At 48.7% G+C, this 13,825-nt stretch carries 12 protein-coding genes; 9 read left to right on the forward strand and 3 right to left on the reverse strand.

Annotated elements, in window-relative coordinates; translation table 11 throughout:
- Positions 1-203 precede the first annotated feature (203 nt).
- The 6 genes from phoB (at position 204) to proY (ending at position 7,941) form a co-directional block, all read left to right on the forward strand.
- Positions 204-893 (forward strand): phosphate response regulator transcription factor PhoB, encoded by a 690-nt coding sequence (gene phoB, locus ACKPVM_RS14670; RefSeq protein WP_409310108.1) that lies wholly within the window; start codon positions 204-206, stop codon positions 891-893.
- Between the two features lie 27 nt (positions 894-920).
- Positions 921-2,243: a phosphate regulon sensor histidine kinase PhoR gene (gene phoR / locus ACKPVM_RS14675; protein WP_409310110.1), complete on the forward strand. Its 1,323-nt coding sequence runs from the start codon at positions 921-923 to the stop codon at positions 2,241-2,243.
- Between the two features lie 125 nt (positions 2,244-2,368).
- Positions 2,369-3,334: a PstS family phosphate ABC transporter substrate-binding protein gene (locus ACKPVM_RS14680; protein WP_409310112.1), complete on the forward strand. Its 966-nt coding sequence runs from the start codon at positions 2,369-2,371 to the stop codon at positions 3,332-3,334.
- Between the two features lie 219 nt (positions 3,335-3,553).
- Positions 3,554-4,660 (forward strand): cobalamin-independent methionine synthase II family protein, encoded by a 1,107-nt coding sequence (locus ACKPVM_RS14685; RefSeq protein ID WP_409310114.1) that lies wholly within the window; start codon positions 3,554-3,556, stop codon positions 4,658-4,660.
- A 508-nt stretch (positions 4,661-5,168) separates the two neighbouring features.
- Positions 5,169-6,488, forward strand: coding sequence for a branched-chain amino acid transport system II carrier protein (gene brnQ, locus ACKPVM_RS14690; RefSeq protein WP_409310116.1), 1,320 nt, complete (start codon positions 5,169-5,171; stop codon positions 6,486-6,488).
- Between the two features lie 91 nt (positions 6,489-6,579).
- The gene (gene proY, locus ACKPVM_RS14695) at positions 6,580-7,941 is read left to right on the forward strand and encodes a proline-specific permease ProY (protein ID WP_409310117.1); all 1,362 of its coding nucleotides are present in this window, start codon (positions 6,580-6,582) and stop codon (positions 7,939-7,941) included.
- 89 nt (positions 7,942-8,030) lie between these two features.
- On the opposite strand, the gene ACKPVM_RS14700 is transcribed toward proY, so the two are convergent.
- The 3 genes from ACKPVM_RS14700 to ACKPVM_RS14710 form a co-directional block, all read right to left on the reverse strand.
- Positions 8,031-9,323 (reverse strand): mechanosensitive ion channel family protein, encoded by a 1,293-nt coding sequence (locus ACKPVM_RS14700; RefSeq protein ID WP_409310119.1) that lies wholly within the window; start codon positions 9,321-9,323, stop codon positions 8,031-8,033.
- Between the two features lie 162 nt (positions 9,324-9,485).
- On the reverse strand, positions 9,486-10,088 hold the full coding sequence (locus tag ACKPVM_RS14705; RefSeq protein ID WP_409310121.1) for a peroxiredoxin C: 603 nt from the start codon (positions 10,086-10,088) through the stop codon (positions 9,486-9,488).
- A gap of 224 nt (positions 10,089-10,312) precedes the next feature.
- Positions 10,313-10,894 (reverse strand): acyl carrier protein phosphodiesterase, encoded by a 582-nt coding sequence (locus ACKPVM_RS14710; RefSeq protein WP_409310205.1) that lies wholly within the window; start codon positions 10,892-10,894, stop codon positions 10,313-10,315.
- Between the two features lie 113 nt (positions 10,895-11,007).
- Between ACKPVM_RS14710 and queA the strand changes: the two genes are divergently transcribed.
- The 3 genes from queA (at position 11,008) to yajC (ending at position 13,805) form a co-directional block, all read left to right on the forward strand.
- Complete coding sequence (gene queA, locus ACKPVM_RS14715; protein ID WP_409310123.1) at positions 11,008-12,075, forward strand: tRNA preQ1(34) S-adenosylmethionine ribosyltransferase-isomerase QueA; 1,068 nt, start codon at positions 11,008-11,010, stop codon at positions 12,073-12,075.
- Between the two features lie 135 nt (positions 12,076-12,210).
- On the forward strand, positions 12,211-13,353 hold the full coding sequence (tgt, locus tag ACKPVM_RS14720; protein ID WP_409310125.1) for a tRNA guanosine(34) transglycosylase Tgt: 1,143 nt from the start codon (positions 12,211-12,213) through the stop codon (positions 13,351-13,353).
- Between the two features lie 119 nt (positions 13,354-13,472).
- Positions 13,473-13,805 (forward strand): preprotein translocase subunit YajC, encoded by a 333-nt coding sequence (yajC, locus tag ACKPVM_RS14725; RefSeq protein ID WP_409310126.1) that lies wholly within the window; start codon positions 13,473-13,475, stop codon positions 13,803-13,805.
- Positions 13,806-13,825 lie beyond the last annotated feature (20 nt).

Below are 13,825 nucleotides of genomic sequence, written 5' to 3' on the forward strand. Positions count from 1 at the left end.
AATAGCCCCGTCCGTGGGGCTCGCCCTGCGGGTTGTTACTCCGTAACATTGAAAATCGCTCCGTCCATGGGGCTCGTCCTGCGGGTTGTTACTCCGTAACACTGAAAATCGCTCCCGGCGATTTTTTCATAAAAGTGTCATAAAACTGACGCATAATGCTCGGCGTATGCTAATAGCGACGATGACTAACGACAGGATTAACCATGGCAAGACGCATTTTGGTCGTAGAAGATGAAGCGCCGATTCGTGAGATGGTCTGCTTTGTTTTGGAACAGAACGGCTATCAGCCAGTTGAAGCTGAAGATTATGACTGTGCGATCAGGTTGCTCTCAGAGCCTTTTCCTGAATTGGTATTACTGGACTGGATGTTGCCCGGTGGTTCCGGATTGCAATTTATCAAGCATATGAAGCGCGAAGCGCTGACTCGTGATATTCCCGTGATGATGCTGACCGCGCGCGGTGAAGAGGAAGACCGGGTGCGAGGGCTTGAAGTTGGGGCCGATGATTACATTACCAAGCCTTTTTCTCCTAAAGAGCTAGTGGCTCGGATCAAAGCCGTGATGCGCCGTATTTCGCCGATGGCGGTGGAGGAAGTGATTGAAATGAGAGGGTTGAGCCTTGATCCTACTTCTCATCGCGTAACGACGGAAGATCACGCATTGGATATGGGGCCAACCGAGTTTAAGTTGTTGCACTTCTTTATGACACATCCGGAGCGGGTTTATAGCCGGGAACAGTTGCTGAATCACGTTTGGGGCACTAACGTTTATGTAGAAGATCGTACCGTTGATGTTCATATCCGTCGGTTGCGCAAAGCGCTAGAGACTAGTGGTCATGAGAAAATGGTACAGACCGTTCGGGGAACGGGATACCGTTTTTCAACGCGTTACTAAAGGTAGCCGTAACGGAGAAACATTAACGTGCTAGAACGTCTATCATGGAAAAGGCTGGCATTGGAGCTGGTTTTTTTTTGCCTGCCCGCTTTTTTACTGGGGCTGATTTTCGGTTATTTATCCTGGTTTTTATTAACGGCTGTTTTGGCCGTGTTGGGCTGGAATTTTTACAATCAGCTCAAGCTCTCCTATTGGCTTTGGGTTGACCGGAGTATGACGCCGCCACCTGGCCGGTGGAGTTGGGAACCTTTGTTTTACGGTTTATACCAGATGCAGTTGCGTAATCGTCGACGTCGACGCGAATTGGCGCTCTTGATCAAACGGTTTCGTAGTGGCGCAGAATCGCTGCCGGATGCGGTTGTCATCACTACTGAAGAGGGCACGATCTTTTGGTGTAATCATCTGGCACAGCACTTACTGAATTTTCGTTGGCCGGAAGATAATGGTCAGAATATCCTCAACCTGCTGCGTTACCCCGAATTTACTCATTATTTAAAAGAGCAGGATTTCAGCAAGCCTTTAACGCAGCAATTGAACAATGGCCATCATGTCGAATTTCGCGTGATGCCTTACTCTGAAGGTCAATTGTTGATGGTTGTGCGTGATATCACCCAAATGCATCAACTTGAAGGCGCAAGGCGTAATTTTTTCGCCAATGTCAGCCATGAGTTGCGTACACCGCTGACGGTATTACAAGGTTATCTGGAGATGATGCAGGATGAGTCACTGGATAGCTCGTTACGCAGCAAAGCACTGAATACGATGCAGGAGCAGACGCGTCGTATGGATGGCTTGGTGAAGCAACTGCTGACGCTTTCACGGATTGAAGCGGCTGCGACGATCGACCTGAATGAGAAAGTTGATATACCGTTAATGTTGCGCGTATTGCAGCGTGAAGCGCAAACCCTGAGCCAGGATCGCCATGAGATCGTCTTTCGGGTGAATGAGCATCTTCAGGTGTTCGGGAATGAAGAGCAGTTGCGTAGCGCGGTGTCAAACCTGGTATATAACGCGATCAACCATACGCCAGCCGGGACGCGCATTGAGGTCTGCTGGCAGAAAACGCCACAGGGTGCACAGTTCCAGGTCAGCGATAACGGGCCTGGCATTGCGTCGGAGCACCTGCCGCGTTTGACTGAACGCTTCTACCGTGTGGATAAGGCACGTTCGCGACAAACCGGGGGAAGTGGGTTGGGGCTGGCGATAGTGAAGCATGCGCTTAGCCATCATGATTCCAGGTTGGAAATCATGAGTGAAGAGGGATTAGGGTCCCGTTTCGTGTTTACTTTGCCGAATCGGTTGATTGTTCCCGTTTCTTTAGCTGAAAATACGGCGAAACCTCCCGTCTGACGGAAAGTGCTATTCATGATTTTTTATGCTAAACGTTCACTCGCTGAAACCGCAGGATTTACCGCGTGTCGTTGTGTTCCGACAGGTATTTCATCCGCTTTTTTATGCCTGAATAGTGTGGTTTCATGAGATGGCTTAATTATCCCGTTGCCCTGATGCTATTGCTGATGAGCTTTTTCAGCATTGCTCAGCCGCGTCAAATGCTGGCCGGGAACCTTTCCAGCGCAGGCTCAGATACATTGGCGAATTTGATGTCTTTCTGGGCCGCTGATTTTAGTCAACATTATCCCGGCGTGAACTTGCAGATTCAGGCCGCCGGTTCTTCTTCTGCCCCAACGTCACTGGCATCCGGTGCGGCTCAATTGGGTCCCATGAGTCGGGCGATGAAAGCCAGTGAAATTGATGCTTTTGTTCAGCACTATGGCTATCCGCCATTGGCGGTTCCGGTCGCGATGGATGCATTAGTTGTGTTGGTGAATCAGGATAATCCGTTGCCCGGATTGAATTTATCGCAGTTGGATGCAATTTTTTCGATGACCCAGCGCTGTGGTAGCCAACGGCCGATAAAAAGTTGGCGGGATTTGGGATTGCACGGTGATTGGGAGACTCGAACCATACTGCGTTACGGGCGGAATTCGGCGTCAGGGACATACGGTTTTTTTAAACAACGTGCATTGTGCAGCGGTGATTTTCTTCCTCAGGTGAATGAGCTTCCCGGGTCGGCATCGGTCGTACAAGCTGTTGCTGCATCGACGGATGCCATTGGGTACGCCAGCGTCGGTTTTCGCACCAGTGGCGTAAGGATGGTGCCGTTAGCAGCACAAGGGACGGACTATGTTTTCCCTTCCACCGAAAATATTCGCAGCGGGCGTTATCCCTATACGCGTTATCTTTATCTTTACATCAATAAGGTTCCGGATCAGCCGTTGGAAGCGCTGACCGCCGCGTTTCTTGATCGTGTTTTGTCTAAAACAGGTCAATCATTGGTGAGTCAGGATGGTTATTTGCCGCTTCCTGAAAATATTCGCCAGCTAACGCGATTACAGCTTGGCTTGGATGAGGCGCAACGATCGGATAGTACAGCACGATAAAGGGTGGATAACCTAAACATGAATCTATTTCATGTTACGTGAAAAATATTCTATTGCCCCATTGCTTCTGACATGACAGGATTCATTTCAAATCTTGGACGTCCAGATGGCTATAATGTCTCTGGCGTAATTATTTACTTATGTGAATATTTCATAATAAAACTATCTATCTGTTATCGTCGATCGTGTATGGATGGATTGTCAGGAGCGTGACGTAATATGGCTAAAACACTTCCCCCTTTCCGTGCCGATGTCGTCGGTAGTTTATTGCGCCCGGAAGCGATCAAACAGGCACGTATCCAATATCAAGCGGGTGAAATTGATGCGTCACAACTGCGTACCGTTGAAGATCGGGAGATCTTACGTGTTGTCGAACAGCAGCGTAACGCCGGTCTTCAGGTGGTCACAGATGGTGAACTTCGCCGCGCCTGGTGGCATTTTGATTTTTTTGCCGAATTAAATGGTGTGGAACGTTATGAAGCTGAACACGGCATTCAGTTCAACGGTATTCAGACCAAATCTCATGGGATCCGCGTGACTGATAAAGTCAGTTTTAATCGCCAACATCCTATGCTGGATCATTTCCGTTATCTGAACAGTATTGCCGGTGATGCCGTAGCTAAAATGACGATCCCTAGCCCGAGCGTGATGCATTTCCGCGGTGGGCGTAAAGCCATTGATAGTCAGGTTTACCCCGATCTGGCCGCTTATTTCGACGATCTGTCTCAAACTTGGCGCGATGCTATTCATGCGTTCTATGAGGCTGGCTGCCGCTATCTGCAATTGGACGATACCGTTTGGGCCTATTTGTGTTCCGACGATCAAAAACGTCAGATCCGTGAGCGTGGGGAAGATCCGGAGCAGCTTGCCCGTACGTATGCCGATGTATTGAATAAAGCACTGGCCGACAAACCCAGCGATCTAGTGATTGGATTGCACGTGTGTCGCGGGAATTTCCGCTCTACCTGGATTTCTGAAGGCGGTTATGAACCCGTGGCAGAAATACTGTTTGGCGAAGTGAATGTCGATGCTTTCTTCCTGGAATACGATACGGAACGTGCGGGTGGTTTTGAACCGCTGCGTTTCATCAAGCCAGGGCATCAGCAGGTTGTGCTGGGGCTTATTACCAGTAAAACGGGTGAGTTGGAAAGCATCGAAGCTGTCGAAGCGCGTATTGCTGAAGCCGCAAAATTTGTTGATATCAAGCAGATTTGCCTCAGTCCTCAGTGTGGGTTTGCTTCAACTGAAGAAGGGAACGCTCTGACGGAAGCGCAGCAGTGGGACAAACTGAAGCTGGTCGTTAATATTGCCAACCGCGTATGGTGATCGTCATTCACGGCTAACCCGTCGAATAGCGCACCCATTTCTGCTAACCCCGGAACGGAATGTCCCCGTTCCGGGGTTATTTTTTACACGAAATACTCCCCTGCGACGCAAATATTTTGCTTTGGTTAGCCATAAAGATGGCTTTTTTTTGTTCAATAAGTTTTATTTATGATCTAATCATGCATTATTGTTTTGTTTATGCCAGTTTTATTGCGTCACTGCGCGTGTTCATGCACAAATCATGTGTTAGGCAAATAAGAAATAATGAAATTATATGCTGTTTTTTGTTTTTAAATTGGTCTAAGGTTCTGGTTTGTTGATTGAGTATTGCCTTTTTTCGCTATAAACGTTTTACTTAGCCCACAATACGGCTATAAGCCAAAGCGCAATGAACGCCTAAATCTGCACACAGACCGTGCGACTCACTACCCTGATGGATGTGGAAGGGCCGCGGCCATCAGCACTGGTATTCCTTTTTATCGATTAATACAGGCAACACAACATCACTATGAGTCATCGTTTAACGTCCAAAGATATCGTGGCATTGGGATTTATGACCTTTGCTTTGTTTGTCGGCGCGGGGAATATTATTTTCCCACCGATGGTTGGGCTACAATCCGGAGAACATGTCTGGATTGCTGCTATCGGGTTTCTGATCACCGCGGTCGGATTACCGGTATTAACGGTGATAGCTCTGGCGCGTGTCGGAGGTGGTGTTGATGCGCTCAGTTCGCCGATCGGCAAGAAGGCGGGTGTTCTGCTGGCGACCGTGTGTTATCTGGCGGTCGGGCCGCTATTTGCTACCCCTCGCACCGCTACCGTGTCATTTGAGATTGGTCTTGCACCGCTGGTTGGTAACGGCGCTTCACCGTTATTGATTTACAGTCTGTTCTATTTCGCTATCGTCATTCTTATCTCGCTGTATCCCGGTAAACTGCTGGATACCGTGGGGCATGTCCTTGCTCCGCTGAAAATTGCTGCTCTGGCTGTGCTGGGGATTGCTGCTGTTATGCTGCCGGTCGGTCTTCCTATTCCGGCAATTGAGTCCTATGAGCATATTCCTTTTTCCAGTGGTTTCGTCAATGGTTACTTGACGATGGATACGCTGGGAGCCATGGTCTTCGGGATCGTTATTGTTAATGCGGCGCGTTCTCGCGGTGTGAATAGCCCTGCATTATTAACACGTTATACCATTTGGGCAGGGTTGATTGCGGGGCTGGGATTGACATTGGTGTACCTCAGCCTGTTCCAATTGGGCTCCGGTAGCGGCGTATTGGTGCCAGAGGCGCAAAATGGCGCAGAAATTCTGCATGCCTATGTACAACACACGTTTGGTAATATGGGAAGCAGTTTCCTGGCGTTGCTCATCTTTATTGCTTGCCTGGTTACGGCCGTTGGGCTGACTTGCGCCTGTGCGGAGTTTTTTGCTCAGTATTTACCTTTCTCATACCGTACGCTGGTGTTTGTGCTGGGTGGCTTTTCCATGTTGGTCTCTAATTTGGGCTTAAGCCATCTGATTCAACTTTCTATTCCTGTACTGACGGCGATCTATCCTCCCTGTATCATTTTGGTTTTGCTCAGTTTTACTCTGCGTTTTTGGAATAGCAGCTCACGTATTGTGGCACCGGTCATGTTAATCAGCCTGTTATTTGGCATCATTGATGGTATAAAATCTTCCGCTTTCAATACGCTGCTGCCAGAATGGAGCCTGTCGCTGCCCTTAAGTGAACAGGGCTTGGCATGGTTACCACCGTCTGCGTTGGTGTTTTTGGTGACAGTGGTATATGACCGCCTCTCTGGCCGTCAGGAAGTTACGGTACATCAATAACACGGTTCGTTTTTGATTACGGTTCGTTTTTGATTTATGTACCACAGGCTTGCGCCTGTGGTTTTTCTTTTGTAGACAGGGTTGCTTATCTATGGAACAACAATCCACTAAGCTCAAGCGTGGGTTAAGTACGCGGCATATCCGTTTTATCGCGTTGGGTTCGGCAATTGGTACCGGGCTTTTTTATGGCTCCGCCAGCGCTATCCAGATGGCGGGCCCTAGCGTATTGCTAGCCTACCTGATTGGTGGGGTCGTCGCTTATATCATCATGCGCGCGCTTGGAGAAATGTCGGTTAATAACCCGCAGTCCAGTTCGTTTTCTCGTTATGCGCAAGATTATCTTGGCCCGTTGGCTGGTTACATCACCGGCTGGACTTACTGCTTCGAAATGTTGATCGTCGCTATCGCGGATGTGACGGCATTTGGCATTTACATGGGCGTTTGGTTCCCGGCAGTGCCGCATTGGGTTTGGGTGCTGAGTGTGGTGTTAATCATTGGCGCGATTAACCTGATGAATGTCAAAGCGTTTGGAGAACTGGAGTTTTGGCTCTCTTTCTTTAAAGTCGCCACCATTATCATCATGATCGTCGCCGGTATTGGCATTATTATCTGGGGGATTGGTAACGGTGGTGAGCCGACCGGGATCCATAATCTCTGGACGAACGGGGGCTTTTTCAGTAACGGTGTGATGGGCATGATTCTGTCCCTGCAACTGGTGATGTTCGCTTACGGCGGCGTGGAAATTATCGGTATAACGGCAGGGGAAGCGCAGGATCCGAAGAAATCCATTCCACGGGCCATTAACTCGGTACCGTGGCGTATTCTGGTTTTCTATGTCGGTACGCTGTTTGTCATTATGTCGATTTACCCATGGAATCAGGTCGGTACCGGCGGTAGTCCTTTTGTGCTGACGTTCCAAAACATGGGGATCACCGCCGCAGCGGGCATTCTGAATTTCGTTGTTATCACGGCATCATTATCGGCGATTAACAGCGATGTGTTCGGGGTAGGCCGAATGTTGCATGGTATGGCGGAGCAGGGGCATGCACCGCAAATCTTTACCCGCGTTTCTAAGCGTGGTATTCCCTGGGTGACCGTCATCGTGATGATGCTGGCATTGCTGGTTGCGGTATATCTGAACTACATCATGCCAGGCAAGGTCTTCCTGGTGATTGCATCGCTGGCGACATTTGCAACGGTGTGGGTCTGGATAATGATCCTGTTCTCCCAGATTGCGTTTCGCCGTGGGTTGAACCGTGATGAAGTCAAGGCTCTGGAGTTTCCGTTGCGCGGTGGTGTGATTACGTCGGCTTTCGGTATTGTTTTCCTCGTCTTTATTATTGGTTTGATCGGCTATTTCCCAGATACGCGTATTTCACTGTATGTTGGCGTGATCTGGATTTTGTTATTGCTGGTTGGCTATGTGATTAAGAAGAAGCGCCAGACGTTGTAATATCAGGCGCGATAAATATGGTCGTTTGCGCGGGGATGATGGTGAGAATGTCATCCCCGCCTTGTTTTCACGTTTCAGATTTTTACGCTTTAGACTTCGCTGTCTGAGCGTTTGGGTTGTGATGTGAGCTGACGAGTCATCGCTTGCATGTCATGCCCTGTCGGTGTCTGATGCACACGCAGATCAAATTCAGGCATAACGGCGAAGATATGATCAAAGATATCTGCCTGTATACTTTCATATTCCACCCAAACCGTCGTATTGCTGAACGCATAAATTTCCAGCGGTAAACCTTCTGGCGTGGGGGCGAGTTGCCGGACCATTAGCGTCATGCCTTTATGTATGCCGGGATGCGCTCGCAGATAAGCATGCAGGTAGGCGCGAAATGTGCCCAGATTCGTCAGGCGACGGCCATTCAGTGGGGAAGATAAATCTATGTCTGGCTGGGTGTTGTGCTGTTTTAGCTCGCTAAGCTTGGTTTCAATATAAGGGGAAAGGAGCTTGCCTCGTAACAGACGATTGCGTTCTTCTTCTGTCATGAAGTGTACGCTGGTGGTATCGATATTGACGCTACGTTTGATCCGCCTTCCGCCTGACTCTGACATTGAACGCCAGTTTTTGAACGAATCGGATATTAACGCGTAGGTTGGGATCGTCGTGATAGTGTTATCCCAGTTTTTGACCTTAACGGTGGTGAGACCGATATCAATGACTGCGCCGTCCGCGCCGTATTTTGGCATCTCCAGCCAATCTCCCAGCACCAGCATATCATTGGCTGATAGCTGAATACCTGCGACCAACCCCATGATCGGATCTTTAAACACCAACATTAATACGGCAGCCATTGCACCTAAGCCGCTGATCAGAATCAATGGTGATTGACCAATTAACAGCGATACCACCATGATGCCTACGATAATCGTTGCTGCCAGCTTCAGGCTCTGGAAAATTCCCCGTAGAGGAAGTTGGGTTGCCACTTTTGAACGTGAAGAAACGGTACGCAGAATGTCGAGAAGCGAAAAGAGCACCAACAGAGCGAAAACCATTATCCAGACTTGAGTGCAGGTTGCCAGCGCTTGTCTGGTTTCACTTTGGGCAGGTAGCCACAGGACAACCTGAATATTGAGAATGATCCCCTGAAGCAGAAACGCTAAACGATTAAACAGATTATGCTGTGTTAATGCTTGTTTCCAGCCAGGGGTGTCGGCATTGTTCGTATTCTGTAATGAGCGTAATACGATCCGTTTTAATACCACCTGATGAAGAACCAGATGAATGACGGCTGAAATCAGGAGTATCAGCCCCAAAACAACCAATAGTGCAATTATGCCTGCGTGTTGTATTCCTTCGTTTCCTAGCCACCGCGCAAGGTTTTGTTGCATGTGTTGTGTTCTCCTTTATTTCAGTCAGTTTTTCCCGTGCAAAGTGCGTTCTGTCTTTAGGTTAAGGGGTTGTCTCACTCAGTCAATGGTTAAAATATAAATAGAAAAGCCGATTGGTTTAACCAATCGGCTTTTTCGTTACACCAAGGATAGTGTGGGGGATTACAGTTTGTCTGCGTTTTCAGACAGATATTTTGCTACGCCATCTGGTGATGCGCCCATACCTGATTTCCCTTTTTCCCACTGCGCCGGGCAAACTTCGCCGTGTTCTTCGTGGAATTGTAGCGCATCAACGGTACGCAGCATTTCGTCGATATTACGGCCCAGCGGCAGATCGTTAACGACCTGATGGCGAACAATACCGTCTTTATCAACCAGGAAAGAACCACGCAGGGCAACGCCTGCTTCTGGGTGTTCGATACCGTAAGCTTTCTGGATTTCACGTTTAACGTCTGCGACCATGGCATATTTCACTTCGCCGATGCCGCCTTTGTCTACCGGGGTTTTACGCCAGGCGTTGTGAACGAATTCAGAGTCAAAAGAGACACCAACCACTTCAACGCCACGTTTCTGGAATTCAGCATAACGGTGGTCAAAGGCAATCAGTTCTGACGGACAAACGAAAGTGAAATCCATCGGCCAGAAGAAGATCACAGCTGGTTTACCGTTGATGTGTTTTTTCAGGTTGAAGTTTTCAACGATTTCGCCACTACCTAAAACAGCTGCGGCGGTAAAGTCGGGGGCTTGACGCGTTACCAGGACCATAATTACTCCTGTAAATAGTTGTTAATGATGGATTGATGTAGAAAACGAAGACCAGTATAGGGATTCAGTCAGGCTGAATACAGCCAAAGAGACCAATCAATGAGATAGTTTTTGTCTATTGAAGAAAAGACTACCTCGGCCTGATACCTTAAATTACCCCTTTTTTTAAAAAGGGCAAATCGCAATGCTCTCTTCCCTGTCACTCAACTGCGCATGCTAAGAAATCAAAGTTTCTGTGTTTTTGCCAGGGTCATCATCTGCGGGTAAAACTGCCAGAACAATGTTTCAAACTGGTGATAGTGTTGTTCAATATCGCGAAAAGAGCCAGACAATGCTGCCAGTTTAGGACGTCTGATCGACATTTTGTGCAACACATCGGCGAGAAATGGCAGTTCCGCGTAACGTTCCATCCAGCGCTCGGGCCAGAGATACCGATTCAAATTCTGAAAACGATCGGGCATCTGCGGCAGATACGGGGTAATTTGCTGTTCTGCCTGACCGATGAAAACCGGCAGAGAAACGTCAGTTTCAATCTTTTCCCAGTGTCGGGCCAGAAAATGATCCCACAGCACATCAAGTGTGATGGGGGAGACACGGCGGTAATCATCACTGAAATACTGACGAGCAGCCCTGACTTCCGGCAGGCTATCCGTCAGAACATCAACCCGACGATGCAAGCGAATGCCCGCGACAATATCGTCAGCATAGCTATCCTGAGGATTGCCGCGAACAAAATCCGCCAGCAAATTACCTAACAGCGAACTGTTAGCCAGCGTGGCCAAATGGAGGTGTGCGAGAAAATTCATCGCACGAGTATAATGCATTCTGTGGCTCAGGTGCTTATTTCTTGCAGCCTGACGTTTGCGGCTCTAGACTAGGCCGCCCATTTTTAATGTATGAAACAGCTAAGTGAATTGCCATGCGCGTTGCCGATTTTTCATTTGAACTTCCCGAGTCACTCATCGCTCATTATCCACAGGCTCAGCGTAGCGGTTGCCGTTTGCTGTCATTGGATGGGCCGACAGGAAATCTGACGCACGGCATCTTTACCGATCTGTTGAATAAGTTGGATGCTGGCGATTTACTGGTCTTTAACAATACGCGGGTGATTCCGGCACGACTGTTCGGTCGCAAGGCCAGTGGCGGTAAGCTTGAGGTGTTGGTTGAGCGTGTATTGGATGAACATCGTGTTTTAGCACATGTCCGTGCATCGAAAGCGCCCAAGCCTGGTGCCGAACTGTTGCTGGGTGATGATGAGAATGTCAGTGCGACGATGGTGGCTCGCCACGATGCGCTATTTGAGCTGCATTTTGATGATGCTCGTGATGTGCTGACCATTTTGAATGATATCGGACACATTCCGTTGCCGCCTTATATTGATCGGCCCGATGATGCGGCGGACCGGGAGCTTTATCAGACCGTTTATAGTCAGCGCCCCGGTGCGGTGGCGGCGCCAACGGCTGGGTTGCATTTCGATGAACCTATGCTGGCAGCGTTACGGGAAAAAGGCGTGGAAATGGCATTCGTTACGCTGCACGTTGGTGCGGGGACGTTCCAGCCTGTGCGTGTTGAAACCATTGAAGATCACATCATGCATGCCGAGTATGCTGAAGTGCCACAAGATGTGGTTGACGCGGTGTTGGCCTGCAAGGCGCGAGGAAACCGCGTGATTGCCGTAGGAACCACGTCCGTCCGTTCACTGGAAAGCGCCGCTCAGCCCAGTGCTTCGGCGCTGATTGCACCGTTTTTCGGCGATACCCGTATCTTCATCTATCCTGGTTATCATTATCAGGTGATTGATGCGCTGGTAACGAATTTCCATTTGCCGGAATCCACCTTAATTATGTTGGTGTCTGCTTTTGCCGGATACCAACATACGATGGCCGCCTACCGGCAGGCGGTCGAAGAGCAATATCGTTTTTTCAGCTATGGTGACGCGATGTTCATTACGCATAATCCCTTGGCTGAAAAAGAGAAAGTCGAATAATTTCCGCTATCTGGCTGAGCAATAGGGCTCGCCTGTAGCTATCGTTAACCCTATCCGTCGCAGACCAGGTTCTGTCAGGCGGTTGGTTTTTTATTCATCGCAACATCAGACTGTTTTTCTGGTGCTGGAGGTTAAGTGAAGTACGAATTACAAAAGACAGATGGTCGTGCCCGTCGTGGCAGATTGATTTTTGAACGTGGCGTAGTGGAAACGCCAGCGTTTATGCCAGTGGGCACATACGGCACGGTGAAAGGTATGACGCCGGAAGAAGTCAAAGAGACCGGTGCTCAAATTTTGCTCGGCAATACATTTCACCTGTGGCTGCGTCCCGGTCAGGAAATCATGAAGCTGCATGGCGATCTGCATGATTTCATGCAGTGGCATGGCCCGATCCTTACCGATTCTGGTGGCTTTCAGGTGTTTAGCCTGGGGGATATCCGTAAGATCACGGAAGAAGGCGTCCATTTCCGCAATCCGATCAACGGCGATCCTATTTTCCTTAGCCCGGAAAAATCAATGGAGATCCAGTACGATCTCGGTTCTGATATTGTCATGATTTTTGATGAGTGTACGCCTTATCCAGCGGATTGGGATTATGCGAAGCGCTCCATGGAAATGTCATTACGCTGGGCGAAGCGTAGTCGTCAGCGTTTTGATGAACTGAATAATAAGAACGCACTGTTCGGAATTATTCAGGGAAGTGTTTACGAAGATTTACGTGACGTATCCGTAAAAGGACTGGTAGACATTGGGTTTGATGGGTACGCTGTGGGCGGTTTGGCTGTTGGTGAGCCAAAAGAGGATATGCATCGTATTCTGGAACATGTTTGTCCGCAAATACCGGAAGACAAGCCGCGTTATTTGATGGGCGTCGGTAAACCAGAAGACTTGGTGGAAGGCGTGCGTCGCGGCATCGACATGTTTGACTGTGTCATGCCAACACGTAATGCGCGTAACGGTCATTTATTTGTGACTGACGGTGTGGTGAAAATTCGTAATGCAAAGCATAAGGATGATATCAGCCCACTGGATGATCACTGTGATTGTTACACGTGTCGCAATTATAGCCGTGCTTACTTGCATCATCTTGACCGTTGCAACGAAATACTCGGTGCACGACTCAATACCATTCATAATTTGCGGTATTATCAGCGTTTGATGGCGGGTTTACGTCATGCCATTGAAGAAGGTAAATTAGCAGACTTTGTGGCTGATTTTTACCAGCGGATGGGGAAACCTGTTCCTCCGCTTGCTGAAAAAGACGTGGTACATCAGTAGTGTTTGTATATATGTATCGTTGCGCATACTAACTGACGGCCAGTTTTCATGTCAGTGTTAATATTGTTCACTTTTGTAGTCTTGCTAACTTATCTTTTGACAAAAAAGAGGAAACTTAAATGAGTCTTTTTATCTCCGATGCTGTAGCAGCAACTGGTGCTCCGGCTCAGGGAAGCCCGTATACTCTGGTTATTATGCTGGCTGTTTTTGGTTTGATTTTTTACTTCATGATCCTGCGTCCTCAGCAAAAACGCGCCAAGGACCACAAAGCGTTGATGGATTCCATCAGCAAAGGTGATGAAGTATTAACGACCGGCGGGCTAGTTGGCCGAGTGACCAAAGTATCTGAGACTGGCTATATCGCGATTGCGTTGAACGAAACCAATGAAGTGGTTATCAAACGTGATTTCGTCGCCGCGGTACTGCCGAAGGGCACTATCAAGGCTCTGTAATTTTTGATTTTCCCGAAGGG

Origin of the sequence: Pectobacterium hainanensis (genome assembly GCF_046237015.1) — a bacterium.
Classification (GTDB): domain Bacteria; phylum Pseudomonadota; class Gammaproteobacteria; order Enterobacterales; family Enterobacteriaceae; genus JBJYIN01.

Coding starts and splice junctions, on each gene's coding strand:
- phoB (WP_409310108.1), top strand. CDS start 204: ATGGCAAGACGCATTTTGGTCGTAGAAGATGAAGCGCCGATTCGTGAG.
- ACKPVM_RS14680 (WP_409310112.1), top strand. CDS start 2,369: ATGAGATGGCTTAATTATCCCGTTGCCCTGATGCTATTGCTGATGAGC.
- ACKPVM_RS14685 (WP_409310114.1), top strand. CDS start 3,554: ATGGCTAAAACACTTCCCCCTTTCCGTGCCGATGTCGTCGGTAGTTTA.
- brnQ (WP_409310116.1), top strand. CDS start 5,169: ATGAGTCATCGTTTAACGTCCAAAGATATCGTGGCATTGGGATTTATG.
- proY (WP_409310117.1), top strand. CDS start 6,580: ATGGAACAACAATCCACTAAGCTCAAGCGTGGGTTAAGTACGCGGCAT.
- ACKPVM_RS14700 (WP_409310119.1), bottom strand. CDS start 9,323: ATGCAACAAAACCTTGCGCGGTGGCTAGGAAACGAAGGAATACAACAC.
- ACKPVM_RS14705 (WP_409310121.1), bottom strand. CDS start 10,088: ATGGTCCTGGTAACGCGTCAAGCCCCCGACTTTACCGCCGCAGCTGTT.
- ACKPVM_RS14710 (WP_409310205.1), bottom strand. CDS start 10,894: ATGAATTTTCTCGCACACCTCCATTTGGCCACGCTGGCTAACAGTTCG.
- queA (WP_409310123.1), top strand. CDS start 11,008: ATGCGCGTTGCCGATTTTTCATTTGAACTTCCCGAGTCACTCATCGCT.
- yajC (WP_409310126.1), top strand. CDS start 13,473: ATGAGTCTTTTTATCTCCGATGCTGTAGCAGCAACTGGTGCTCCGGCT.